Origin of the sequence: Pseudomonas sp. Y5-11 (assembly GCF_022368695.1) — a bacterium.
Lineage (GTDB): Bacteria > Pseudomonadota > Gammaproteobacteria > Pseudomonadales > Pseudomonadaceae > Aquipseudomonas > Aquipseudomonas parakoreensis.
This window is the reverse complement of record NZ_CP058974.1, coordinates 6,367,412-6,392,491: the sequence shown is the minus strand read 5'-3', so window position 1 is coordinate 6,392,491 and position 25,080 is coordinate 6,367,412. Positions and strand designations below refer to the sequence as shown.

Annotated in this window: 22 protein-coding genes; 12 read left to right on the top strand and 10 right to left on the bottom strand. The window is 57.6% G+C overall.

Annotation, left to right across the window (positions count from 1 at the left end; translation table 11 throughout):
• Positions 1-89 precede the first annotated feature (89 nt).
• Positions 90-1,418, bottom strand: a complete 1,329-nt coding sequence (miaB, locus tag HXW87_RS28780; protein WP_003228520.1) for a tRNA (N6-isopentenyl adenosine(37)-C2)-methylthiotransferase MiaB — start codon at positions 1,416-1,418, stop codon at positions 90-92.
• A 133-nt stretch (positions 1,419-1,551) separates the two neighbouring features.
• Between miaB and HXW87_RS28775 the strand changes: the two genes are divergently transcribed.
• Positions 1,552-1,881, top strand: a complete 330-nt coding sequence (locus tag HXW87_RS28775; RefSeq protein ID WP_003185742.1) for a DUF1820 family protein — start codon at positions 1,552-1,554, stop codon at positions 1,879-1,881.
• A gap of 166 nt (positions 1,882-2,047) precedes the next feature.
• On the opposite strand, the gene HXW87_RS28770 is transcribed toward HXW87_RS28775, so the two are convergent.
• The 4 genes from HXW87_RS28770 to HXW87_RS28755 all read right to left on the bottom strand — a co-directional run bounded on the left by HXW87_RS28770 (position 2,048) and on the right by HXW87_RS28755 (position 5,566).
• Positions 2,048-2,602 carry a tetratricopeptide repeat protein gene (locus tag HXW87_RS28770; protein WP_047296791.1) on the bottom strand — a complete coding sequence of 185 codons (555 nt, stop codon included), beginning with the start codon at positions 2,600-2,602 and terminating at the stop codon, positions 2,048-2,050.
• 225 nt (positions 2,603-2,827) lie between these two features.
• Entirely contained in the window at positions 2,828-4,111 is a 1,284-nt protein-coding gene (hemL, locus tag HXW87_RS28765) for a glutamate-1-semialdehyde 2,1-aminomutase (RefSeq protein WP_121187372.1), read from the bottom strand.
• 15 nt (positions 4,112-4,126) lie between these two features.
• Positions 4,127-4,750 carry a thiamine phosphate synthase gene (thiE, locus tag HXW87_RS28760; protein WP_041065048.1) on the bottom strand — a complete coding sequence of 208 codons (624 nt, stop codon included), beginning with the start codon at positions 4,748-4,750 and terminating at the stop codon, positions 4,127-4,129.
• An 18-nt stretch (positions 4,751-4,768) separates the two neighbouring features.
• Entirely contained in the window at positions 4,769-5,566 is a 798-nt protein-coding gene (locus HXW87_RS28755) for a hydroxymethylpyrimidine/phosphomethylpyrimidine kinase (protein WP_086793042.1), read from the bottom strand.
• Positions 5,567-6,039: 473 nt separating this feature from the next.
• Here HXW87_RS28755 and HXW87_RS28750 point away from each other — a divergent pair, with 473 nt between their 5' ends.
• From HXW87_RS28750 to HXW87_RS28735, 4 genes are all read left to right on the top strand, one after another.
• Positions 6,040-8,394: a hybrid sensor histidine kinase/response regulator gene (locus HXW87_RS28750; RefSeq protein WP_239778234.1), complete on the top strand. Its 2,355-nt coding sequence runs from the start codon at positions 6,040-6,042 to the stop codon at positions 8,392-8,394.
• Between the two features lie 97 nt (positions 8,395-8,491).
• A complete protein-coding gene (locus tag HXW87_RS28745) occupies positions 8,492-10,141 on the top strand; it encodes an acyl-CoA dehydrogenase family protein (protein WP_239778233.1) in 1,650 nt (549 codons plus the stop codon).
• A gap of 192 nt (positions 10,142-10,333) precedes the next feature.
• Positions 10,334-11,833, top strand: a complete 1,500-nt coding sequence (amn, locus tag HXW87_RS28740) for an AMP nucleosidase (protein WP_179294959.1) — start codon at positions 10,334-10,336, stop codon at positions 11,831-11,833.
• 72 nt (positions 11,834-11,905) lie between these two features.
• A complete protein-coding gene (locus tag HXW87_RS28735; protein WP_047296781.1) occupies positions 11,906-12,541 on the top strand; it encodes a pseudouridine synthase in 636 nt (211 codons plus the stop codon).
• Here the strand turns inward: HXW87_RS28735 and HXW87_RS28730 are convergent.
• Together HXW87_RS28730 and HXW87_RS28725 are read right to left on the bottom strand one after the other, a co-directional pair.
• The gene (locus HXW87_RS28730; protein WP_003228500.1) at positions 12,536-12,745 is read right to left on the bottom strand and encodes a DUF2788 domain-containing protein; all 210 of its coding nucleotides are present in this window, start codon (positions 12,743-12,745) and stop codon (positions 12,536-12,538) included. The two genes, HXW87_RS28735 and HXW87_RS28730, sit on opposite strands and share 6 nt — an antisense overlap.
• 238 nt (positions 12,746-12,983) lie before the next feature.
• Positions 12,984-13,463: an Lrp/AsnC family transcriptional regulator gene (locus tag HXW87_RS28725; RefSeq protein ID WP_007909658.1), complete on the bottom strand. Its 480-nt coding sequence runs from the start codon at positions 13,461-13,463 to the stop codon at positions 12,984-12,986.
• Between HXW87_RS28725 and HXW87_RS28720 the strand changes: the two genes are divergently transcribed.
• Both HXW87_RS28720 and HXW87_RS28715 read left to right on the top strand, forming a co-directional pair.
• Entirely contained in the window at positions 13,462-13,707 is a 246-nt protein-coding gene (locus HXW87_RS28720; RefSeq protein ID WP_239778232.1) for a hypothetical protein, read from the top strand. The two genes, HXW87_RS28725 and HXW87_RS28720, sit on opposite strands and share 2 nt — an antisense overlap.
• A gap of 210 nt (positions 13,708-13,917) precedes the next feature.
• Positions 13,918-14,958, top strand: a complete 1,041-nt coding sequence (locus HXW87_RS28715) for a DUF6515 family protein (protein WP_121187367.1) — start codon at positions 13,918-13,920, stop codon at positions 14,956-14,958.
• Here HXW87_RS28715 and HXW87_RS28710 read toward each other — a convergent pair.
• Both HXW87_RS28710 and HXW87_RS28705 read right to left on the bottom strand, forming a co-directional pair.
• Positions 14,952-15,860, bottom strand: coding sequence for a cation diffusion facilitator family transporter (locus HXW87_RS28710; protein WP_239778231.1), 909 nt, complete (start codon positions 15,858-15,860; stop codon positions 14,952-14,954). The genes HXW87_RS28715 and HXW87_RS28710 overlap by 7 nt on opposite strands.
• Positions 15,861-15,882: 22 nt before the next feature.
• Positions 15,883-16,302, bottom strand: coding sequence for a hypothetical protein (locus HXW87_RS28705; RefSeq protein ID WP_025108718.1), 420 nt, complete (start codon positions 16,300-16,302; stop codon positions 15,883-15,885).
• 109 nt (positions 16,303-16,411) lie between these two features.
• Here HXW87_RS28705 and hrpB point away from each other — a divergent pair, with 109 nt between their 5' ends.
• The 5 genes from hrpB to HXW87_RS28680 are packed head-to-tail and all read left to right on the top strand — an operon-like array spanning position 16,412 to position 24,853.
• A complete protein-coding gene (gene hrpB, locus HXW87_RS28700; protein ID WP_239778230.1) occupies positions 16,412-18,931 on the top strand; it encodes an ATP-dependent helicase HrpB in 2,520 nt (839 codons plus the stop codon).
• A 49-nt stretch (positions 18,932-18,980) separates the two neighbouring features.
• The gene (locus HXW87_RS28695) at positions 18,981-20,456 is read left to right on the top strand and encodes a site-specific integrase (protein ID WP_033896462.1); all 1,476 of its coding nucleotides are present in this window, start codon (positions 18,981-18,983) and stop codon (positions 20,454-20,456) included.
• Entirely contained in the window at positions 20,449-22,383 is a 1,935-nt protein-coding gene (locus tag HXW87_RS28690) for a hypothetical protein (RefSeq protein WP_143519838.1), read from the top strand. Before HXW87_RS28695 ends, HXW87_RS28690 begins: the two co-directional genes overlap by 8 nt.
• Positions 22,380-24,422, top strand: coding sequence for an integrase (locus tag HXW87_RS28685; RefSeq protein ID WP_235378426.1), 2,043 nt, complete (start codon positions 22,380-22,382; stop codon positions 24,420-24,422). The genes HXW87_RS28690 and HXW87_RS28685 overlap by 4 nt, the downstream gene beginning before the upstream one ends.
• A gap of 2 nt (positions 24,423-24,424) precedes the next feature.
• On the top strand, positions 24,425-24,853 hold the full coding sequence (locus HXW87_RS28680) for a hypothetical protein (protein WP_033896464.1): 429 nt from the start codon (positions 24,425-24,427) through the stop codon (positions 24,851-24,853).
• A gap of 117 nt (positions 24,854-24,970) precedes the next feature.
• Here HXW87_RS28680 and HXW87_RS28675 read toward each other — a convergent pair.
• Positions 24,971-25,080, bottom strand: a 110-nt coding sequence (locus tag HXW87_RS28675; RefSeq protein ID WP_239779193.1) for an integrase core domain-containing protein, incomplete at its 5' end; no start/stop codon positions are given.

Genomic DNA, 25,080 nt, shown 5'->3' with positions numbered 1-25,080 from the left:
CACCGCAACTTCAGCGTTGGGTCGGCTGCGCCAACCATCGGGGATAAATCCCCTCACCACAACAGTCCTACTACAGAAAGCGCGCGATGTTATTGGACCAGCGAGCCGCGCAGCGAATGCGGTTGCGCCGCGTCGATGTGCACGTCGGCGAACTGGCCGATCAGGGTCGGATTATCGCAGCGGAAGTTGACGATACGATTATTCTCGGTGCGCCCTTGCAGCTCGCCCGGGTCTTTCTTCGAATAGTCAGTAACCAGAATGCGCTGGATCGAACCGACCATTTGTCGGCTGATCTCGAACCCTTGCTGATTCAAACGATGCTGCAAGGCATTCAAGCGTTCTTTCTTCAGCTCTTCCGGGGTGTCATCAGCCAGATCGGCCGCCGGCGTGCCCGGACGCTGGCTGTAGACGAACGAATAGGAGAAGTCGAAGCCGACATCGGCAATCAGCTTCATGGTCTGTTCGAAGTCTTTCTCGGTCTCGCCCGGGAAGCCGACGATGAAATCCGAACTGATGCAGATGCCCGGCACGGCGGCGCGCAGTTTGCGCAGTTTGGATTTGTATTCCAGCGCGGTGTGGTTGCGCTTCATTGCCGCGAGGATCCGGTCGGAACCCGACTGCACCGGCAAGTGCAGGTGTTTGACCAGTTCCGGCACTTCGGCGTGGGCCTGAATCAGGCTGTCGGAGAACTCCAGCGGGTGCGAAGTGGTGTAGCGAATGCGGTCGATGCCATCGACGGCGGCAACCACGCGGATCAGTTCGGCCAGATCGGCCAGACGCCCATCATGGGTCAGGCCGCGATAGCCGTTGACGTTCTGCCCCAACAGGGTCACTTCACGCACGCCATTTTCGGCGAGGTGGATGATCTCGGCGATCACGTCATCGAACGGCCGGCTGACTTCTTCACCACGGGTGTAAGGCACCACGCAGAACGTGCAGTATTTGCTGCAGCCTTCCATCACCGACACGTAGGCGCTCGGGCCATCGATGCGCGGCTCGGGCAAGTGGTCGAATTTCTCGATTTCCGGAAACGAGACGTCGACTTGCGGCAGCTTGCTGCTGCGCGCGGCGTCGATCATTTCCGGCAGACGGTGCAAGGTCTGCGGGCCAAAGACCACGTCGACGTACGGGGCGCGATCACGGATCGCCGCACCTTCCTGGCTGGCCACGCAACCACCGACGGCGATCACCATGTCCGGGTTGGCCAGTTTCAGTTCGCGCCAGCGGCCGAGCTGCGAGTACACCCGATCCTGGGCGCGCTCGCGGATCGAGCAGGTGTTGAGCAGAATCACGTCGGCATCTTCAGCGCGCGCGGTGACTTCCAGGGCCTGGTGTTCGCCCAGCAGATCAACCATGCGCGAGCTGTCGTACTCGTTCATCTGGCAACCGTGGGTTTCGATGTAAAGCTTCTTGGCCATGGAGTAGGGTCGTCACGTGATTCAAAGAACCCGGCATTATAGGGAACAAGCCCTCAGGTTCCTACCGCTGCGCGTCCGGTGGCTATGCTATAGTTTGCGCCCTCATTTTTATCCCCGATGTTATCCCCCCGCCATGACCAAACGCGAAGCTCCAATCTATAAGGTGATTTTCCTCAACCAGGGCCAGGTGTTCGAAATGTACGCCAAACAGATCTATCAAAGTGATCTGTGGGGTTTTCTGGAAGTGGAAGAGTTCGTCTTTGGCGAGCGCACGCAAGTGGTGGTCGATCCGAGCGAAGAGAAGCTCAAGGCGCAGTTCGAAGGCGTGGTGCGCAGCTTTGTGCCGATGCATTCGATCGTGCGCATCGACGAGGTGGAACGTCTGGGCACCCCGAAAATCAGCGAAGCCCGCGGTGCGGTCGGCAATGTGATGCCGTTTCCGATGCCGATGCCTGAGAAGTAAGCCCGGATCTGGATTTGAAATGATTTGTGGCGAGGGGATTTATCCCCGATCGACTGCGAAGCAGTCGCAAGTCCATTCAGCAAGGTATGTCAGAAGGAACTTGATTGCAGGGTTTTGGGGCTGCTACGCAACCCATCGGGGATAAATCCCCTCGCCACAAAAGGTCTTATGGCAATGGCGAAAACGGCGTGCGCCCATCGGCGTTCTGCAGTTCCATCAGGTATTTACGGAAAATTTGCCCCAGCACCTGGGTCGCGGTTTCGAGGTCTTCGCGGGACATTTTTTCGGAGACTTCGTCGGCGGTGTCCAGCGCATCTTCAGCGCCGTTGACCGCGGCCATCTTCAGTACGATGTACGCCTGAATGTTATTGGCCTGCACGCCTTCGCCGTGGAAAAACATGGTGCCGAGCTTGAACTGCGCCTGAGCGTGGCCTTGCAACGAGGCCTTTTCGAAATAGCTCAGGGCTTGATTGAGATCGCGTGGCGCATTCTTGCCGTCGTAGTAGAACTCACCCAACTCGTATTGCGCTTGTGCATCCCCTTCGTCCGCCGCTTTCTGGCAGGCGGCCAGTGCCTGCGTGACGTCTTGCGGCTGGGTATTGAGGGTGCAACGACCCATCGCCGGGATCAACAACGAGTTGCCGCCTGCTTGTGCATGCGCGAGCAGGGGCTGAAGGAGCAACAGGCAGCCCAAGGCAAGGGTGCGGCCGGTGCGGTTCATGGGAATCGACTTACCTCTGAAGGGCACGCGGACCCATCGAGGGATCCAATAAGCGCGCATTATGAAATAAGCAGGGCCAACCTTACAAAGTCTTTACTCGTTTTTCTGCTGCGCGGGGAATATATCGGCCACTTTCTTGCCGATTTTTAGCAGAGGCGTGGGAAAAACGGCTTGGGTGTAGGTAAAAGCTGACGCTGGCGATGGCCAACGTCAGCGGCACGGCGATTACTTCAGTGCGGCGAAGGCGCGCTCGGCTGCGTCCAGAGTGATTTTCAGCTCGGCTTCGCCGTGGGCGATCGAGGTGAAACCGGCTTCGAAGGCGCTCGGTGCGAGGTACACGCCGCCTTCCAGCATCAGGTGGAAGAAGCGACCGAACAATGCCGCGTCGCTGGCCATCACGTCTTCAAAAGTGACGATGTCGTCGGCACCGCTGAAGTACAGGCCGAACATGCCACCCGCTTGCGTGGTGACGAACGGAATGCCCGCCGCATCGGCGCGTTGTTGCAGGCCATCGAGCAGGCGCGTGGTGTAATCGGTCAGCTCGGCGTGGAAGCCCGGACGGCTGATCAGCCGCAGGGTGGTCAAACCGGCGGCCATTGCCAGCGGGTTGCCCGACAGGGTGCCGGCCTGATAAACCGGGCCCAGCGGGGCAATGCGCTGCATGATTTCGCGCTTGCCGCCGAAGCAGCCGACCGGCATGCCGCCACCGATGATCTTGCCGAACGTGGTCAGATCCGGGGTTACGCCGTAGTACGCCTGAGCGCCACCGAGGGCCACCCGGAAACCGGTCATCACCTCGTCGAAAATCAGTACCACGCCATGCTTGTCGCACAGCGCACGCAGGCCTTCGAGGAAACCCGGCGCCGGCGGCACGCAATTCATATTGCCCGCCACTGGCTCGACGATGATGCACGCCACGTCCTGACCGACTTCGGCGAGCATCTTCTCAACCGCGTCGATGTCGTTGAACGGCAGGGTCAAGGTGTGTTTTGCAAACGCTGCCGGTACACCGGCGGAGCTCGGCACGCCTTGAGTCAGTGCGCCGGAACCGGCCTTGACCAGCAGGCTGTCGGAGTGACCGTGGTAGCAGCCTTCGAACTTGATGATGCTGTCACGACCGGTGTAACCACGGGCCAGACGGATTGCGCTCATGGTCGCTTCGGTGCCGGAGCTGACCATGCGCACCATGTCCATCGACGGCACCAGCGAGCAGACCAGGTCGGCCATTTCGGTTTCCATCGCGGTCGGCGCGCCGTAGGACAGGCCGTGCTGCAGTTGATTGCGCACCGCGTCGAGCACGTCCGGGTGGCTGTGGCCAAGGATCATCGGACCCCACGAACCGACGTAATCCACATAACGCTTGTCGTCTTCGTCAGTGACGTAGGCGCCTTCGGCGTGCTTGAAGAACAGCGGTGTGCCGCCCACGCTCTTGAACGCGCGCACCGGCGAGTTCACACCACCGGGAATGTGTTTCTGGGCATTGGCAAACAGGGTTTCGGAACGAGACATGTTCGGGCTCTCAAATCAGATTTTCAGAAGTTCGTTGAAGGCGCGGGCGCGGCGGGTCACTTCGGCGGTGCTCTGGGCACCGAACAAGCCGTGGACCACCGCCAGCAGGTCGACACCGTGGGCCACCAGCGGGGCGGCGTTGTCGAGGGTGATGCCGCCAATCGCACAGACCGGCAGATGCAGCTTGCGCTTGGCCTCGTCGAGCAGATCGAGGCTGCAGCTTGGCGCGCCGGGTTTGGTGCTGGAATTGAAGAAGCGACCGAAGGCGACATAACTCGCGCCTTCCTTGGCGGCCTGTTCAGCCAGTTCGAGCTGCGCATGGCAGGTCGAACCGATGATGGCTTTGGAGCCGAGCAGGGCGCGGGTCGGCGACAGCGGGCCGTCGGTCTGCCCCAAGTGCACGCCGACGTTCAGGCGCGCGGCCAGTTCGGCGTCATCGTTGATGATCAACTGCGTCTTGTAGCGCTCGCACAGGTCACGCAGGGCTTCGGCCTCGCGCAGGCGGCGGGCCTCGTCGCTGCTTTTGTCGCGGTATTGCAGCAGGGTGACGCCGCCTTCCAGCGCCGCCTCCACGTACGACAGAAACTTGCCCGCCAGCAACTGGCTGTCGGTGATGGCGTACAGGCCACGTAGTTTCATCAGGCAGACCTCACGACGTTACGAGCAAAAATCCAGCGGCAGACGACGCGGCACGAACTGGCCTTTGCCCAGTTGTTCGGCATCGCGCAGGGTGCGCCAGGTGTAATCCAGTGCCGTGCGTACGGCACTGGCGAGGTGTTCGCCCTGGGCCAGACGACCGGCGATAGCGCTGGCCAGGGTACAACCGGAACCGTGATAACTGCCTGGCAGACGCTGGCAATAGAAGGTGTCACGCAGGCCGTCACGGCCGTACAGGCGATTGTGGATTTCAGTTTCGTCGCCGTGGCCGCCGGTGATCAGCAGGTTTTTGACGAACGGCAGGAGTTTTTCCGCGCACTCGTCTGCGGTGCCTTCGGGCAGTTCAGCGAGGATCCGCGCTTCGGGCAGGTTGGGGGTGGCAATGATCGACAGTGGCAGCAGACGCTCGCGCATCGCGTAACCGACTTCATCCTTGCCCAGGCGTCCGCCGCCGCCGGCACGCAGCACCGGGTCGCAGACCACCGGCAGGTGCGGGTGCGCAGAAAGCAGTTCGACCACGGTGTCGACCATTTCCAGCGAACCGAGCATGCCCAGTTTGACCGCAGCGACTTCGGAGTCGTTGAGCACGGCATTGGCCTGGGCCAGTACCCACTCACGGTCGAGGACGCGGAAGTCAGTGACGTTGACGGTGTCTTGCACGGTCAGGGCGGTGACGGCCGGAGCCGCGTGGCAACCCTGCGCGAGCAAGGCTTCGATATCTGCCTGCAAGCCGGCGCCACCACTGGGGTCGTGGCCGGAGAGACAGAGGACAACGGGGCGGGAGCTGTAGATATTCATGGTGCGCGAGCTTACCACCAAACCTGATTTTGGGGTTCAGTCCTGACGGTGTTTGGCTAGAGATTGTCTGACACATTGCGGCCATTAGTCGGGTAGCAATGGTGGCGAGGGGATTTATCCCCGATGCGCTGCGAAGCAGTCGCAAATCCATTTTACGAATCGTGTCTGAAAGAATCTGGTTGCATGGTTTGGGGCCGCTTCGCGACCCATCGGGGATCAATCCCCTCGCCACAGAGGTATGCACAACATGCGCCGTTGTAGCGAGTTGACCAACTCAACAGCTCTAGTCCGCAGCTTTGCTCTGAAACGCCCGTTCTAGAGCCTTTGCAGGAAAAATTTCGATGGTGCTCAATGGCCATCAACGGCTATGCTAGTCTGGATCCAAACCAATAACAGGTAATACCGGTTTTACGTCTACTCAAAGGGAATGGGGGGCTTCCTGACACAACCGGACGAGCCACGCTGGGGCTTCAATGCGCTATTTGCTGATGTTGCTGTTCTGCTTGCCCCTTCTCGCAAGCGCCGTCGAGTTCGACGAAAATACCCAGAGCCTCCCGCTGGGCCGCTCCTTGCAGGTGTTCGAAGACCCGAGCGGTCAGGCGAACATCGCCGACGTTCGCGCTCAAGCGGCGGCGGGCAATTTCAAACCCCACGACAAAGCCACGCTCAATGCCGGTTACTCGCGCTCGGCGTTCTGGCTGAAGATCGACCTGCATTACCGTCCAGACAATCCGGCCGCACAACGCACCTGGCTGCTGGAGCTGGCGTATCCGCCGCTCGATCACCTCGACCTTTATATGGCCGATGCCAATGGCGACTACCGGTTGATCCGGCAAACCGGCGACGCTTTGCCGTTCGCCAGCCGCGAGATCCGGCAGAACAATTACCTGTTCGACCTGACCTTCGCCCCTGACCAACAAAAAACCGTGTACCTGCGTCTGGCCAGTGAAGGCTCGATCCAGGCCCCAGTGACGTTATGGTCGAGCACGGCTTACCTCGAAGACCAGCCGGTGCGCCTGTATGTGCTGGGGATTATTTATGGTGTGCTGCTGGGGATGCTGGTCTACAACCTGTTCATCTACCTGAGCGTGCGCGACACCAGCTACCTTTATTACATCTTCTACATCGCCTCGTTCGGCCTCTATCAACTGTCGGTGAATGGCGCGGCGGTCGAGTATTTCTGGCCGGACAATCCGTGGTGGGCCAACGCCGCCACGCCGTTCTTCATCGGTTGCGCCGGGCTGTTCGGCAGCCAGTTCGCCCGCAGTTTCCTGCAGACCAGAACCCACAGCCGCTGGCTCGACTATCTGCTGATCGCTTTGATTGCGTTCGGTGCGCTGGTGGTCGGGCTGTCGCTGATGACCAGTTACGCCTTGTCGCTGCGCCTGGCGACCCTGTTGGCGTTGGTGTTCACCGTGGTGATTTTCGCTGCCGGGATCCTCGCCTGGTGGCGCGGCTTGCGGGTGGCGCGTTACTTCATTATTGCCTGGTCGGCGTTTTTGCTCGGCGGTATCGTCAACACGCTGATGGTGCTCGGCTTGCTGCCAAACGTGTTCCTGACCATGTACGCCAGTCAGATCGGCTCGGCGATCGAAGTCGCGCTGCTGTCGCTGGCGCTGGCCGACCGCATCAACGCGATGCGCGAGCAACAGGCGCAGACCCTGTTCGATGCCGGGCAGAAACTCGAAGTGCTCAACCAGCAACTGGCGCACAGCAACAAGCTCAAGGATGAATTCCTCGCGACCCTCACTCACGAATTGCGCACGCCGATGAACGGCGTGATCGGTTCGCTGGAACTGATGCAGACCGTCGAGCTGGAGCCTGAACTGGAGCAATACCAGCAAACCGCCGCCGGTTCTGCGCGGGACATGATGCGCATGGTCAACGGCATCCTCACCCTCACCGAATTGCAGGCCGGCAAGCTCAAGGCGACGCCGGGCAGCTTCAGCCTGCGCGCGGTGGTCGAGGCCTTGCGCGTGCAGTTCGACGGCAACGCGGCGAGCAAGTCGCTGGACTTCAAGGTCGAGGTGCTGCCGACCCTGCCGGATCGCTTGCACGGCGACAGTGCAAAACTGGCGCAGTGCCTGGAGTGCCTGCTGGACAATGCGATCAAGTTCACCCGGGTCGGTGGTCTGGCGCTGCGGGTGACCGGCAAGCCGACGGCGGACAACCGCTTGGCGTTGTCGTTTGCGGTGATCGACACCGGCATCGGTTTCACCGATCTGGGCGAGGCGACGCTGTATCAGCGCTTCTTCCAGCTCGACGGTTCGATGACCCGCGAATACGGCGGCCTGGGCGTGGGGCTGGCGATCTGTCGGCAACTGGTGGAGTTGCTCGGCGGCAAGCTCACCCATCGTTCCGAACCCGGGCGTGGCAGCCGTTTTCAGCTGGACGTCGAGTTCGAACTGCCGGCGGTCGAAGCGGCGCCGAGCCCGGCCCCGCTGCAGGAGCGGATCCGTGCGCCGCAGGACTGCACGGTATTGCTGGTCGACGACAACAGCGTCAACCAACTGGTGATGCGCGGCATGCTGCTCAAGCTCGGTTTCCGCGTGCGCACGGCGGACCACGGCGCGGCGGCACTCGATTGTCTGCAACGGGAAAACTTCGATGCGGTGCTGATCGATTGCCAGTTGCCCTCCCACGAAGGCGCGTCGCTGTGCTGCCAGATTCATGCGTTGCCCGGCTGCGCCAGTCTGCCGGTGTTCATGCTGGCGCAGGGCACGGATCGCGAGCATTGCGCGCCGGGTACGCGCATCGATTACCTGAACAAACCGGTGAAATTCGAAGACCTGCAGACGGCGCTGGAGCGTCGGGTGCTCAGCGCGTAACAGGGTGAAAGCGCCGACAGTTCGGCGCATATGACACTTTGATCAGCCACGGGCCGGTGCTTAACTGGATTCCTTGGCTGACCAAAGGAGCCCCGTCATGAACCTGCATCAGTTCGCCGAAACCCACGAAGTCACCAACCAGCCACCGTCGCTGGACGGTGCCAACCTGTACCGCATCGACCTGCCATTGCAGGAGTGGTCGCGCCGCTTTGGCGCCGGTTGGGCCGAGTCGCGGATCGATGCCTACGGTGCGCTGGCCGGCGGACCGCTGATGACAGCCGGGTTCCTCGCCAATCAGAACAAACCGGTATTCGTCAGCCATGACCGGTACGGCCATCGCATTGATCTGGTGGAGTTTCATCCGGCCTATCATGAGCTGATGCGCACCGCGATCGAACATGGCCTGACCTCGTCACCCTGGACTCATCCGCAGGACGGCGCGCATGTTGCCCGCGCCTCGATGAGCTATCTGCACAGCCAGGCCGAGGCCGGTAGCGGCTGCCCGTTGACCATGACGTTCGCCAGCGTCCCGGCCCTGCGTTTGCAGCCGGATCTGGCCGGGCAGTGGCTGCCGAAAATCCTCGCTACCGAGTACGACCCGCGCAACGTCGGTATGGCGCACAAGGCCGGCGTGACCATCGGCATGGCGATGACCGAGAAACAGGGCGGCACCGATGTGCGAGCCAATACCACCAAGGCCTATCCGGTGGGCGCCAGTGGTCCGGGCCAGGCCTATGAACTGGTCGGGCACAAGTGGTTCTGCTCGGCGCCGATGTGCGATGCGTTTCTGACCCTGGCGCAAACCGACAAGGGGCTGACCTGCTTCCTGCTGCCGCGCCATCGTCCGGACGACACGCGCAATCAGTTCTACATCCAGCGCCTGAAAAACAAACTCGGCAACCAGTCCAACGCCTCCAGCGAAGTGGAGTTTCGCGGCGCGCTGGCATGGATGGTCGGCGAGGAGGGGCGCGGCGTACCAACCATCATCGAGATGGTGGCGATGACCCGTTTCGACTGCATGGTCGGCTCCAGCTCGCTGATGCGTCAGGCGCTGACTCAGGCCAGCCATCACTGCGCGCACCGTTCGGTCGGCGGCAAACTGCTCAGCGAGCAACCGTTGATGCAGAACGTGTTGGCCGATCTGGCGCTGGAAAGCGAGGCCGCACTGGCGCTGAGCCTGCGCATGGGCAAGGCGCTGGATCATCTGGATGACCGCCACGAAGCACAATTCGCCCGTCTGGTGACGGCGGTGGGCAAGTACTGGATCTGCAAACGCGCCCCCGGAATGATCAACGAGGCCGCCGAGTGCATGGGCGGCGCCGGGTATGTCGAGGAGAGCATTTTGCCGCGGCTGTATCGCGAAGCACCGGTCAACTCGACGTGGGAAGGCTCGGGCAACGTGCAGTGCCTCGACGTGCTGCGTGCACTGTCGAAAGAGCCGGGTGTGCTCGATGTGCTGTTCAGCGAGTTGGGCAACGGCCATGGCGACAAGCGTCTGGCCGCGCATATTCAGCAGTTGCAGGCGCAGTTCAAGGACACCAGCGATATTCAATACCGCGCGCGGCAACTGACTGAAGATATAGCGCTGGGGTTGCAGGCCAAGTTGTTGCTGGAGGCGGGGAATGCGGCGGTCAGTGATGCGTTTATTGCCAGCCGTCTGAACGGTGGCGGCCGGGTCTATGGCGCATTGCCGCGTGGGCTTGATGTCGAAGCCATCGTCGCCCGCTCAACCCCGCAGGGTTTCTGACCCCGGTCCCTCGAACACTGCAAAACCCTGTGGGAGCTGGCTTGCCAGCGATGGCGACCTGTCAGTCAACATTGATATCGAATGTGCCGGCCTCATCGCTGGCAAGCCAGCTCCCACTGGGATTCGCTTTGTTTGAAAGATTTGGGTACAGCCACAACGCCACTGTTCCCGTGAGACCACGATGCAGGCAAGATGAAGCTCTGCAAGTCAGAACACAGGAAGCTGATCGTGACCGAAGCGTTTATTGTCGTTCAAACCGCCGAGCAAGCCGTGGATCGTCTGGCCGAGCTGCATGAGCGGGCCACCACTGCGCTGAACTCGGCGCTCAAGCGTTACCTCAAGGATCGCGTCGAGCCTGACGCCGAACAGCGTGCTCTGTTTCGTTACCCCGAACTGCGTCTGACCTACCTGTGTCAGGGCGAAGTCCCGCAGACCACCCGCGCCTACGCCAAGGTGCAACTGCCGGGCACTTACAGCGTCACCGTCACCCACCCCAAGGCGTTCCGCAAATACCTGCTGGAACAACTGGTGCCGTTGATGCACGACTTCACCGTGACCGTGGAAGTCGGCGTCAGTCAGCAGAACATTCCGTACCCGTACGTGGTCGAGCAGGGCGATGAGCTGGCCGGCTCCGGCGTCACCGCTGCGGTGCTGGCGCGGGTGTTTCCGAGTACCGACCTGTCCGCCGCGACCGATGGCATCGCCGACGGCCTCTATGACTGGGAAAACACCGATCCGCTGCCACTGGCGCTGTTTGACGCCGCGCGCGTCGACTTCTCCCTGCGTCGCCTGGTGCACTACACCGGCAGCGACTGGCGCCATGTGCAGCCGTGGATTCTGCTGACCAACTACCATCGCTACGTCGACCAGTTCATCGTCCATGGCCTGGAGCAACTGCGCAACGACCCGCGTTTCGTGCGCATGGTCCTGCCGGGCAATGTGATCATCGAGAAGGGCATGGATCACGGCGAAGCCTCGGCGATTGCCGCTGGCGTGGTCTGGCACCGCTACCAGATGCCGGCCTATCACCTGATCGCCAGCGACGGCCATGGCGTGACCCTGGTCAACATCGGCGTCGGCCCGTCCAACGCCAAGAACATCACCGACCACCTGGCGGTGCTGCGTCCGCATTGCTGGCTGATGATCGGCCACTGCGGCGGCCTGCGTCAGTCGCAGACCATCGGCGACTACGTGCTGGCACACGCCTACATGCGTCGCGACGGGATTCTCGATCGCGTGGTGCCACCGAACATTCCGATTCCGGCGCTGGCCGAAGTGCAGCTGGCGCTGCAACAAGCCGCGGCCAATATCACCGGCGAGAAGGGCGAGGAACTGAAAAAGCGTCTGCGCACCGGTACCGTGCTGACCTACGATGACCGTAACTGGGAATTGCGCTGGGCGCAGGAACGTCCGTTGATCAACCTGTCCCGCGCCGTGGCGGTGGACATGGAAAGCGGCACCATCGCCGCCCAGGGCTATCGCCTGCGGGTGCCTTACGGCACGTTGCTGTGCGTCTCGGACAAACCGCTGCACAGTGAAATCAAGCTGCCGGGTTCGGCCAACGCGTTCTACGAGCGCGCGGTCAGCCAGCACTTGAAGATCGGCATCGCGGCGGTGGATCTGCTGCGCACCGAACTCAACTCGCTGCACTCGCGCAAACTGCGCAGCTTCGACGAGCCGCCGTTCCGTTAACGGTTAGTCGTGGTCATTTGGCGGTCGGGGCACTAGCATTAGCAGCCCTGACCGTCAGATGTTCTTTTCGCCATGTCCCGTCCCCCGCGTCCTCCTTCCCGCCGCCCTGGCGCGAAGCCTTCCCCCTCAGCGCCACGTCGTGTCGCCAAGGCGCCGCCGGCCGAGCCGAAGCTGATCCTGTTCAACAAACCGTTCGATGTGCTGACGCAGTTCAGTGACGAAGGCGGGCGGGCGACGCTCAAGGATTTCATCGATGTGCCGGGCATTTATCCGGCCGGACGTCTGGATCGCGACAGTGAAGGTTTGTTGCTGCTGACCAATGACGGTCAGTTGCAGGCGCGGATCGCCGACCCGAAACACAAGTTGCCGAAGACGTACTGGGTGCAGGTCGAGGGCGAGCCGACGGCTGAACAACTGCAGCGCCTGCGCGACGGTGTCGAGCTGAACGACGGTATGACTATGCCCGCCGAGGCACGGCAACTGGATGAGCCTGAACTGTGGCCACGCAATCCGCCGGTACGCTTTCGCAAAAGCGTGCCGACCCGTTGGCTGGAGTTGGTGATTCGTGAAGGACGCAACCGTCAGGTACGGCGGATGACTGCCGCGGTGGGGCTGCCGACGTTGCGGCTGGTGCGGGTGCGGATTGGCGACTGGACGCTCGAAGGGCTCGATCAGGGCCAGTGGAAGGAAGTGCCAGCGCGGTTATAGAGCGCCGGATTCGATCAGGCCGATTACCACGCTCTTGATGATGAACGCGGCCACGCCCAGACCCAGCACGAAGAACAGAATGAACGAGCCGAAGCGCCCGGCCTTGGACTTCTTCGCCAGATCCCAGACGATGAAACCCATGAAAATGATCAGGATGCTGACCAGGCCAGTCATCATCCACTCTTCGAATACTGCAGGATCCATCGGGCATCTCCGGCGCGCACAGGGCTGAAAGGGCTGGGCGATTATACGCCTGGGGTGGCTGGGGACGCATTGATCTGCGTCGGTGTGCCGCACCTCTACCACGCGGCCCCCCCTGTAGGAGCTGCCGAAGGCTCGGGCCGCGATCGGACGATCTTTTGATTTTGATCTTGAAAAGCAAAATCCAAAGATCGTCCGATCGCGGCCCGAGCCTTCGGCAGCTCCTACAGGGGAGTGCGGGTTAGCTGCGCAGATGAGTCAGCGGCAGTTCGGTGCTGTTGAGCACCTGATTCAGCACAAAGCTCGAACGCACGCTGGTCACCCCTTCAATCCGGGTCAGGTGTCCCAGCAGCAGCTTCTGATAGTGATCCATGTCCGGCACCACCACTTTCAACTGATAGTCGGCATCCACGCCCGTCACCAGGCTGCATTCCAGCACTTGCGGCAAGGTGCGGATCGCTGCTTCGAAGTTCTCGAAACGTTCCGGGGTGTGCCGGTCCATGCCGATCAGCACGTAGGCGGTCAGGCTCAGGCCGAGCATCTTGCGATCAAGCAGGGCGACCTGGCGCGAAATGTAGCCGTCATCCTCCAGTTGTTTGACCCGGCGCGAGCAGGGCGAGGGCGACAGACCGATGCGCTCGGCCAGTTCCTGGTTGGAGATGCGGGCGTCGCGCTGCAATTCCGCCAAAATACTCAGGTCGTAACGGTCGAGTTTGCTCATGAATCAGTCCTTGGTTGTAACTATTGCGGCGGATTATCTATCCAGGGTTAAAAATTGCGCAAGCGGTGTTTATTTGAGCAATCTTCGCAATCATCTGTCGCGCATTGCGGCCTATTCTTATCACCAGAATCACTGCTCGGTAACACAGTCCACTGCGGCCCGCCCAATCAGGCCCGCCGCGGCCGCCACCCCCACCGGGGATGTGCCGGCCCCCGAGCTGCACACTGTCCAGAAGACGGCGTGAGGTGAGCCGACGTCAAAAGCGTCGAGCCAGGACGAAGTTCTCTAAAGGGAGGCCGACGGGTCTCCCTTTTTCTTGTCTGCGATTTTTGTGCCTCGATGCACAGCCTTCCTCAATAAATAAGTTTCGTGACTGATAACCTGTCGCAGAACCCGGTGTGCGTATTCCCGGTCTTAGCTACAAGCCCTCTTAATACCCGCAGTGAGGAAAAGCATGAAGTCGCGCATCTGGCGTCTGGCCGGTGTTGGTTTGCTGTGTGTGAGCGTCGGTGCCCAAGCGCTGGCCGACGAGCCACAGAATCGTGGCCCCGAGAATAACGGGCACGGCGGTGAGCATCAGGGCAATCAGGGGCATGGCGGCGAGCGTCAGCCCCATGGGCAAAACAATCCGCCGCCGCAAAATCCGCCGCGGCCGCAGAACAGCGACATCATTCGCGGCGACAACAGCCGCCAATTCGAGCACAACGGCCAGCCGCACAATAACGGCCAATGGCAGAACCAGAACCGCGCGCCCAATCAGCCTGCACCGGTTCATCAGGCGCCACCGGCGAACAACCTGCCGATCCAGCCACGTCCCGACACCGTGCGCCAGACTCAGGAGCCGCGTCAGGGCTACTACCGCGACGAGCGTCCGCAGAATGGCTACCACAACCAGCAATGGCAAACCGGCAACCGACCCAATGACAATCGCTGGCCGGGTCGCCCGGACGGGCATGGCAACGGTTGGGGCCCTGGCCCGCAATATCGCCCGGGGCATGTGATCGACCGCTTCCCGGATCGTGAATATCGCGTGCCGTATCGCGGTCAGGATTACTTCTATTCCGGCGGCTACTGGTATCGCCCGCAAGGCCCGCGCTACATCGTCGTGCAGCCGCCACGCGGGATTCGTATTCAGTACCTGCCGGACTACGCCCGCGAAGTATGGATCGGCGGTGCGCTGCTGTTCCTCGCTGCCGGTTCCTACTATGCGTATCAGGAAGCCACCCAGGATTACGTCGTGGTCGAGCCACCGGTGCAGCAACCGCCGCAGCCGCAGCCGCAATCGCAGGGTTATGACGTCGAGGCGTATCCGGCCAACGGTCAGTCGCCGGAACAGGTGCAGCAGGACGGTTACCAGTGCTACCAGTACGCGGTGCAGCAAAGCGGTTTCGATCCACGTACCGCGACGTACCAACCGGCGCCCGAAGTGGTGCAGGCCTACCGCCAGGCTCAGGGCAATTGCCTGAGCAGTCGCGGTTATCAGGTGTCTTACTGAAGCCGGGTTTGCGCCCGCTCGGTCTTGACCACTTCCTGCGGGTCGGCGTGCACCAGCACCTCGGCTCGCGGGTAGGCGGCGTGAATTGCATCCGCCGCCTGATCGCTGATGCCGTGGGCGACTGACAACGTCAGCTCTCCCGGCAACTCCAGATGCAACTGCACGAACCAGTGGTTACCCGAAATCCGTGTGCGCAAATCATGTGCGCCCAACACGCCGGGTACGCCGCAGGCCAGTTCGAGCATGTGCTGACTGACATCGCTCGGCAGCTCCTCATCCATCAGCACCGAAAAACTTTCCCGGGCGATCTGGATCGCACTCCACAAAATGTACCCGGCAATCCCCAGACCGAACCATGCATCGAGCTGATGAAAGCCCATGCCGGCGAGAACCAGCGCGATCAGAATGCTGCCGTTGAGCAGCATGTCCGAGCGGTAGTGCAGCGAGTCGGCGCGCACGGCGTTGGAGCCGGTCTGTTTGATCACCCGGTGTTGCAGCGTCAGCAACGCCGCGGTCAGCAACAGCGAGAAAACGATCACGCCGATGCTCAGCCACGGAGCGCCCAGCGGCTCCGGTTGCTTGATGCGCTCATACGCCTGAAACGCAATCAGCACCGCACTGCCACCGATGAACAGCGCCTGCGCCATGCCCGCCAGCGATTCAGCCTTGCCGTGGCCGTAACGGTGATCGTCATCCGCCGGGCGCAGTGCGTAATGCACTGCCAGCAGATTGAGCAGCGAAGTGACGCCATCCAGCGCCGAGTCGGTGAGGCCGGCGAGCATGCTCACCGAACCGCTCAGCCACCAGGCGATGGCTTTGGCGATGATCAGCGTGCAGGCCACCGCTACCGAGGCGCGGGTTGCCAGCCGCAGCAGGCGGGCGTGTTCGGGGCTGGTGGTCATGAGTGCAGAAATTCCTTATGGATCAGGCGGCGGGTTGCAGGCCGAACATCGCCAGTTGCTGGGTGCTGCCCTTGTGCTGGATCAGGCGTGGATCGTCCAGCGGCAGATTGCGGCCCAGTTCAGTTTCGAGAATAGCCTGCAACTTGAGGTTATCGACCTGGCCGTCCGGGCCGATCGCTTGTTTGAGTTTCGCCGGATCGACCTGCGCCGTATGGCCCGGTTCGAAATAGATCGCGCCCGTGGTGAAGTCGACCGCGAAAGCGATCAGCCCGGGAATGACGTAGAACAGCAGGCCGACGGCGTCGAGTACGGCAATCGCCGGGTCGATCTTGCCGTCGATCTGACCGCGACGATCCGGATAGAAAATCGAACCGCAGGCCGTAAGTTGAGTGAGCAGGGTGGCGACCAGTACACCGCCGATCAGGCGAGAAGGTAAGCGCATGGAAAATCTCCTGAGTCATCTGTTAACGAAGCTTCGTCTTGTGAAGTTAAGACCCTGACGAACGCCAAGCAGTTCGCCGTTATACTCGCGGCTCTGTTTGGGAGCCAGCATGATTTCTTTGCCGATCGATGAAGTTTTACCCGCCCTGCGTGAAACGTTGGCGACACGCCACGAAGCCGTGCTCGAAGCACCGCCCGGCGCCGGTAAAACCACCCGCGTGCCTTTGGCCTTGCTCAATGAGGTCTGGCTGGCCGGGCAGACCATTCTGATGCTCGAGCCACGCCGTCTCGCCGCGCGTGCAGCCGCAGAACGCCTGGCCAGCGAACTGGGTGAGAAGGTGGGCGAAACCGTCGGCTATCGCATCCGTCTCGACAGCAAGGTCGGCCCCGACACCCGCATCGAAGTGGTCACCGAAGGCATTCTCACCCGGCGTCTGCAGGATGATCCGGCGCTGGAAGGTGTCGGTCTGCTGATCTTCGACGAATTTCACGAACGCAGCCTTGATGCCGATCTGGCTTTGGCTCTGAGTTTGAACGGTCGTGAACTGTTCCGCGCTGAACAGCCGCTGAAGATTCTGCTGATGTCCGCCACGCTGGAAGGCGAGCGTCTGGCCGGGTTGCTGGATGACGCGCCGATCCTGCGCAGCGAAGGGCGCATGTACCCGGTGACGATGCGCTGGGGGCGGCCGTTCCAGCCTGGCGAATACATCGACCAACGCGTGACCCAGACCGTCCTCGATGCCCTGCACGATGAAACCGGCAGCCTGCTGGTGTTCCTTCCGGGGCAGGCGGAAATCCGTCGTGTGCATCAGCAACTGAGCGATGCCATCGGTGAGCGTAAAGATGTCTTGCTCTGCCCGTTGCACGGTGAACTGGACCTGAATGCCCAGCGCGCCGCCATCGACCCGGCGCCGGCGGGTCAGCGCAAAGTGGTGCTGGCGACCAACATTGCCGAAACCAGTCTGACCATCAACGGCGTGCGAGTGGTGATCGATGCCGGGCTGGCGCGGGTGCCGCGTTTCGACCCCGGCAGCGGCATGACCCGTCTCGATACGCAGCGTATTTCCAGGGCCAGCGCCACCCAGCGTGCGGGCCGGGCCGGACGTCTGGAACCGGGCGTGTGTTATCGCCTGTGGTCGCAGGATCAGCACGAGCAACTCGCCGCTTACGGCAGTGCGGAAATTCTGTCGGCGGATCTGGCGGGGCTGGCGCTGCAACTCGGACGCTGGGGCGTCACGCCGGGCGAACTGGTCTGGCTCGATGTGCCGCCGGCAGCGGCTTATGCCCAGGCGCAGGATCTGCTGCAGCGCCTGGGCGCACTCGAAGGCGAGGCGCTGACCGCCCACGGTCAGGCCATGGCCGAATTACCGGCACATCCGCGCATCGCCCATCTGTTGCTGCGCGGTCAGGCGCTGGGGCTGGCGCAGATGGCGTGCGACGTCGCGGCACTGCTCGGCGAACGCGATATTTTGCGCGGCGCCGGGGCGGATCTGCACAGCCGCCTGGTGCTGCTCTCTGGCGAGGAACGCGCGGCACGCGGTGCTCAGGGTGGCGTGCAACGTGCGCGGCAACTGGCGCGGCAGTATCGCGGTTACCTGCGCGGCAAGGCCAGCGATCCCGTCAGCGATCCCGATCATCCGCGCTGGCTCGGCGCATTGCTGGCGCTGGCCTATCCGGATCGCGTCGCCCAACAGCGGCGCGCCGGTGGCGCCGAATATCGGCTGGCCAATGGTCGCGCTGCGCTGTTCGCCGAAGCCGACAGCCTGATGAAGGAGGCGTGGATTGTGATCGCCGACCTCGGCAGTCGTCAGGGGCAGCGCGAGGAACGGATTTACCTGGCGGCGGATTTCGATCCGACGCTGTTCGACTCGGTGCTCGCCGAGCAAGTGCGTGCCGTCGATCAACTGGACTGGGACGAGCGCGAAGGCGTGCTGCGCGCCGAGCGTCAGCGCAAGGTTGGCGAACTGATCCTCAGCCGCGAACCGTTGACCGGGCTCGACGAAGCGGCGCGCAGTCAGGCGCTGGTCAATCTGGTCCGGCGCAAAGGTCTGGAGTTGCTGCCGTGGACGCCGGAACTGCGTCAGTGGCAGGCGCGGGTCGCGTTGTTGCGGCAATTGGATCTGGCGACACAGGCCGACAGCCAATGGCCGGATGTCAGCGACGCGACGTTGCTCAAAACCCTGGAAGCATGGCTTATGCCCTATCTGAGCAAAGTCTCGCGACTGAGTCATTTCGCCAATCTGGACCTGTCGAGCATCGTGCGCAATCTGCTGCCGTGGCCGTTGCCGCAGAAGCTTGATGAGCTGGCCCCACATCACATCAGCGTGCCGTCGGGGTCATCGATTCGTCTGGATTACAGCGAGTCGCCGCCGATTCTCGCGGTGCGTTTGCAAGAGCTGTTCGGCCTCGCCGAGACGCCGCGAATCGCCGGCGGGCGGCAAGTGGTCAAGTTGCACCTATTGTCACCGGCGCGGCGGCCGGTGCAGGTGACACAGGATCTGGCCAACTTCTGGCGCAGCACCTATGCCGAGGTGAAAAAGGATCTGAAGGGGCGGTATCCGAAGCTATTCCATAAGTTAGACCCTTGGGTCGAATCGCTTAACAAGAAAGACATTGACAAGAAGCCTTGATTTTTAGCGCTTAACATCTAGGGTTGACTCAGTCCTTTGAGGGTGAGTCATGTCCTACTCAAATCGGCGTTACGAAGGTCGCCTCGTTCTCATCCCTCACGCGCAGAGCGCCTTCGCGACCCTGCATGTCGGTATCCAGCCCGTTGACTCAATTAAATCGGTACTTGAAGGGGCTGAAACCAAACAGCTCTACCAGGTTGAGGAAATCGGCTCTTCGTTTACCTCGGGAGATATCTACAATCTCCCGTTTCTGTTTCATAAGGAAGGTGAGCCTTGGCATGAAGCCAATTCATACCTTTTATCCTTGATTGAAAATAAAACGTTAAGCAATAGGCCTACCGATGATCTGCGCCGTCGAGCCAGCAAATTATTAGACTACTTGATCTACTGTGAAAGCGAAGGACTTAACTGGCTCGACTTTTCGGGGCGTCGCCCTGTGTTGAGACCTACATATAAGTATTTTGCTCATTTGATAAATCATAGTGGGCGTAGTTCGGCAGTCGTAAATCAATACACAGGCGTGGTATTTGATTTCTATAGATTTGTTTGTGCCAATTGGCATGACATTGACTTGCAGCGAGTAGATACAGTCAAGGAGGTAAAATTTTTAATTAAAAATGCTTACGGGGCCGCTAGGGTGATTACGGCTGAAAAGCGTAGTCAAACTAAATCAACGGTTCCAGGAAGGCTGGTATCAATAGGGTATGTGCGAGAGGACAACGAAGATCTTCGTCCTTTGTCTAATGTTGAGCTGGCTGAGTTTTTGAAGGTTATTGAAGGTGAGGAGTGGTCAGCACTAGAACGTCTTATACTGTTGACGGCTTTGATGACTGGCGCCCGTAAGCAGACCGTGCTTACGATGCGGTTAAAGCATCTAAAAGGGTTCATTTCAGAAAGGCTGCAGTTAGATGGCACCTATCTGTTACATGCCGGTCCAGGCACAGGGATGGATACCAAGAAAGACCGTAGCCAACGTTTGCACGTGCCAAAGCAACTTGCTGAGGAGTTACGGGTGCTTGGAGATAGTCCGATGATGAGGCAACGGCGAGATAAGTTTAGAACCGCTCTGTCTTTATATTACCCAAATATACAGATAAAAGACGAGGATATGTACGTCTTTTTATCTGATCAGGGAGGGTGTTATTACATGGCAAAAGATGATCCGCGCTACCCTATTGTCAAATCTAGACCCATTGGCCAAGTCACAGACACAATAAAGCGAAAAATATTGCAAAAGACATCTGATAAGTACCCTCAGGACTTTTCGTATCACTGGTTGCGTGCGACTTTTGGGTTTCAGCTCTATCAAAGATTGCAGGCCCTTATTGTTGTGGGGCTTATGCGTCCAGGAGATGATATTGATTTTATAATGGAGCGAATGCACCACGCCACACGAGAGATGACAGAGCATTACCTTCAACTATTCAAGATGCTTCCTCAGAAAACTGTCGCGCAGGAAAAGTTTGAGGCTAGTCTATTTTTAGGTAGTTATTCAAGTTTTATACTGAGTGCTCAAGATGAATAGTCATGTTGATTGGTCATTTCGTGAAACAAAAGTCATCACGGTAGATGAAATCAGTCAGGAGCATGTGTTTCCGGAGCGCTTGCGTCTAAAGCTTGCCAATGCAAAGGGGTATAAGTCGCCTATCGATATTGGGAGTATCGCATATGCAACGCGAGGCGAAGCTAGATCGAGGGAGTTTGACAATGCCGGTACTATATCGGTTGTCGAGTCATCTCTTGTGGAAAGTAGGCGTGAGCTAGTGGTGAAGCTCCTCGATTCTCTAATAGGTTTGCGCGATAATTCGATAGTAACCCAGTTTAGAGTGTTGCACATTGTCGTGAATTGGTTAAATGCCAATGGTTATGTGGAGGTTTTTACTGATGTAAGTTGTGCATCTAGAGCATACGCTGACTACACATCTTATCTTAATGATTCAATCAGAAAAGGGGATTTTGCTCCTCAGCATGCCGCTAAATGTCAGAAGACCTTACAGTTCATAATTGGACTCCAGTTTTCATCAGTAGTGGATTATGTAGTTCGTAGTGCCGTGCCAATTGCTAGGCAAAGAAAAGCAATAAAGCCGCCTAGAGAATCCGATGTACACTTTTTTACGGACGTATGTATTGCCATTGCGCGTGATTACAGTAATTTTATTCTTGAGCAAGAGCCATTTCCATGCGTAGTCCGGATAAGAAATTATGAAGTTGTTAAGTTTCCTTCTAATGGTGGAATGAATAGTCCTTTTCGACAGGGGCATGATTGTTATAACGTGGCAGAAAGACGTGTTGCAACAGTCGAAGAATACATGTCCAAATATGCTGGAAGAGGTCAGACAATTAGGCTTTGTGAAGCAGAGCGTGCTATAGCAGATGCGCAGGCTAGCGTAGAATTTGCTAATTCTGAATCTCGTAATTATGTCCGGTTGCAAATGGCCGCCTTTGCTGTAAAAGCATATATTTCTCTTTTTATGTTGATGACAGGTGCATCACCTACTGAACTGGAACAGTTTAGTTATGAGGATGCTCTGGGGATTGATAAGTCAGTATTGAAGAAAGAATTAACGGCTGTAAAATTTCGTGCTAGAGGAAAGATGACCGGATATGTCTTAGGGCGAAAAAAAGGGTTAACACTGCTTCGAGAGTATTTTAAGTTGCGTGATTGGATTCTCAATGGAGAATATGTTGATAGATTGTTTTTCAAGATAAAGATTTCTAAAGGCGCTGTTTGTCTATCATTTTCTGATCTTGATGCCGGGGCTGCGGCAACTAGGTTTTACTCATCGATTTCGGGCGTTTTTGTAGATGGCAAATATCCAAAAATAACCTATAACAAGGCGCGTAAGCATAAAAGTTCCGCTCATCACGCGGCTAAGTACTCCCTGGAAACAGTTGCGCGGGCGTTAAATCATTCCAGTGGGGTGAATATTTCGTCGTACTCAGAAGCCACTGTTGAACAGCAGGAAAGTGAGTTTGGTACTTACTGGGATTCAGTGCGTAAAGCTGCTCAAATGGTACGTGAGCGAAGTGTTACAGCGTCAGATAAACTTGACTCAATTGCCGTTGGTCATTGTGACTCGTTCAGGTTTCCAGTTCCCGTCAGCGATACCGAAGCACCGGTGATTCAGCCGAATTGTCGTAATCAGTACGGCTGTTTGTATTGCACTCATTATTTCTGTCACGCCGATGAAGATGATATTCATAAGTTATTAAGTCTCCATTATGTGGTTAACGCTGTACGCAATACTGCTCAGGATAGTGGTCACGCAGAAGTACTCTATAAGGACTTATCCATTCGGGTCGAGTTTATCTTAGAGGCAATTGCAAATCGCTCGGAGTCTGTTTCGCAGTTAGTATCTGCCATGAGGAATAAAGTATTTAATCTTGGGGTGCTAACGCCATTTTGGGAGCGACGCCTGCAACGCTATGAAGCAATGGGGGTTGTATTTTGAGTGCCTCTGCGGTAAGTGGTTTATATGCCGCCATGGGTAATTTGGGTGCCGTTGCTCCTGATGCTGCAATGCTGGATATAAACTTTAAACCCTCATCTGAGTTTGTTCTGTGTCGAAATAAACATGGTACGCCAACGGCAATATATAAAGAGTGGATATGGGACTTTAATCCATATCGACTTGGAGCGACGAGGGTCACGAAGTTTAGATTTGATAAGATTTTAAAGTCGATTGGTCCCGAAAACAAAGCGTTGATCGATGAGGTGAAATACATTATCTATTGTCTTGCATATTTCGCAGGAGGTGGTCGTCTGGGGCGGTTGAGTGCAAAGACATTAGAGCAGCGCTGGGTGGTTTTGCGGAGCGCGGTGTTGTTTTGTTATGAGCAAATCCAAAAGCCTTTAGTTGGTGTGTTGTCCTTGCAACAACTTTTCAGTACCCCGGTCTATTTGGCAGCGTTTATTGCTGAGAGGGCGCAGCCACATTTTCCGCAAATGCTATCAGCTTTGCTTGCCAATTTAATTTCTGTTGGTGATGATCGATTGGGTTATCGCGTTATTAGTTCGCGTGATATTGAATTGCGTCGACATGAGCCTAATCAACATCCGGTTATTCCAACTAGGATCTATTTGGAGCTAATAAACGTTCTCCAAGATATGCTTGATCAGATTCACCGAGGCGTAGAAAGCCTGGAGTGCTTTGTATCTAAGTTTTGCGATGAATTCTATGGGCTCGCTCATGATGTTCAGAAAAGTCTGTTGCCTGGCGGAAAGGCTAATTACAGACCAATTATGACTGAGGTGCTTCAGGCTCATTGTCTGAATGAGGTTTTTTCTGGAGTTTTTTCTTGTTCTCATAAAAGAGGGTTGAGCCCTGCGCTATTGAAAATGCAATACATTGTAAAAAACGTAATTCACTTATACACAGGCATGAGAGAGCAAGAGGTGCTGCGCATGCAGTATGATTGTTTGTCTGATGAGATCTATTTAAAGGAGGTCGTTGATGATAATGGAGTGACTCGCGACTTGGCGAGATCAGTCTCAGTTCTGTCGACGACCACAAAATTTACAGGGTACAAAAAATCAGAATCGTGGTTCGCGCCGAGCGAAGTTGTCAAGGCTGTAAAAATTGCGCAGGCAATTTGTCGAGGACTAGCAAGTATCTATAAAATTGATGTGGATAATGACTGTCCATTATTTCTAAATCCCGCAGTCCTTCGAAAACGCAATACCGATGTTGGTGTGGGGAAGTTAGGGAATTTTTATAATAAAATTCCTCTAATAGAAGGTGTCAGGATTGAGCTTTCTGACATACAGGAGTTGGCGCAAACTGATACGAAGCGTGACTTTTACAGTGAGCCAGAGTTTGCGGTAGGTCGTTCTTGGCCGCTGACAGGTCACCAGTTTCGCCGTTCATTAGCTTTCTATGGTAGCAATAGTGGATTTATTTCGTTGCCCAGTTTGAAGTCGCAATACAAACAAGTGACTCTCGAAATGGCTCGCTATTACAGTAATGGGTTTCAAAATCTAAAGACTATTTTTGGATACTACGATCCGAAAAGTAATGGCTTTGTCTTGCCCAACTCGCATGTTGCGTTGGAGTTTCAGATGGGGATGCCGATGGCTGTTGCGAATCAACTGCTGTCCGATGTGCTGTTCAGGGAAGCACCATTGTTCGGAGGCACGGGGTCTTATATTGAGAAACAGAAAGCTCGTTTGAAGAATGGTGAAGTATGCATTGAGGATGTTAGGGCAGACACTTTGATTCGTGTGAAGAATTGCGAGATTAGCTATCGGCCAACTTTTTTAGGTGGTTGTTCTAAGGTTGGTCGATGTGATTATTTTTTGCTTGGTGATTTCACAGAATGTTTGATATGTGAAGGCGCAATAATACAGCCTGAAAAAGTTGGCCATGCCATTGAGGCTATGACTGAAGAGTTAACGCTATATTCTTATGGTTCGGGAGAATATCAAGTAGCCAATGGGGATCTTGAACGACTCCTGAGCTTTAAGGCGCGCTTTATTGATAAGGATGTGTAGCTATGCGTTCTAATAAAGTAGTTGGTCGTGGTTTGCTTGAGTGTGAAGAGGCGTTGCAGCGCCTTCTCGAAGGCAGGCCAGTTGTGGCGGAGCATGTAGGCTTATCTCGTTCGAAAATCACCGCGAGCATTGTAAGTTTCGAAGCCGGATTTGATCGTGGCTACCTCAAGAAATCTCGTAACGCACATTTGCCCATATTAGCCAGGATTGAGGCTTTTCGTGCAGAGGCAAATCGGGGGGGCAGTCATTCAAACACTAAAAAAATTGACAGTTTGGAAGATAAGCTTGATGCCTTGGCGACTGAATTAGCAACTGTTCGTGCGCAGCGCGACCGGGTCCTCACACAAAATCTACAGCTATGGGAACGCGTAAGGGAGTTAGAGTTGGCGGAGCGCCAAATCAAGCCTTTTCAGGTTAGGTTGCATCCTTAAAGTCAAGGTTTGTCTCTACCTCAATGAGGTTGCTAGGGGGCAATTCCTGACCTTATCAATCGCTAGCATCTTTGGCTGTCTGGACTTGCCCCTACAAAACCGGACACCAACTCCCCGTCAAATTGATGCTGCTGCCAAGCGCCTGAACTCCCTCGGTGAGCGATAGTTCAAGGCGCTGTGCGGATGCTGCTCGTTGTAATGCTCGAAGGCAATTGCCAGGTTGCGCA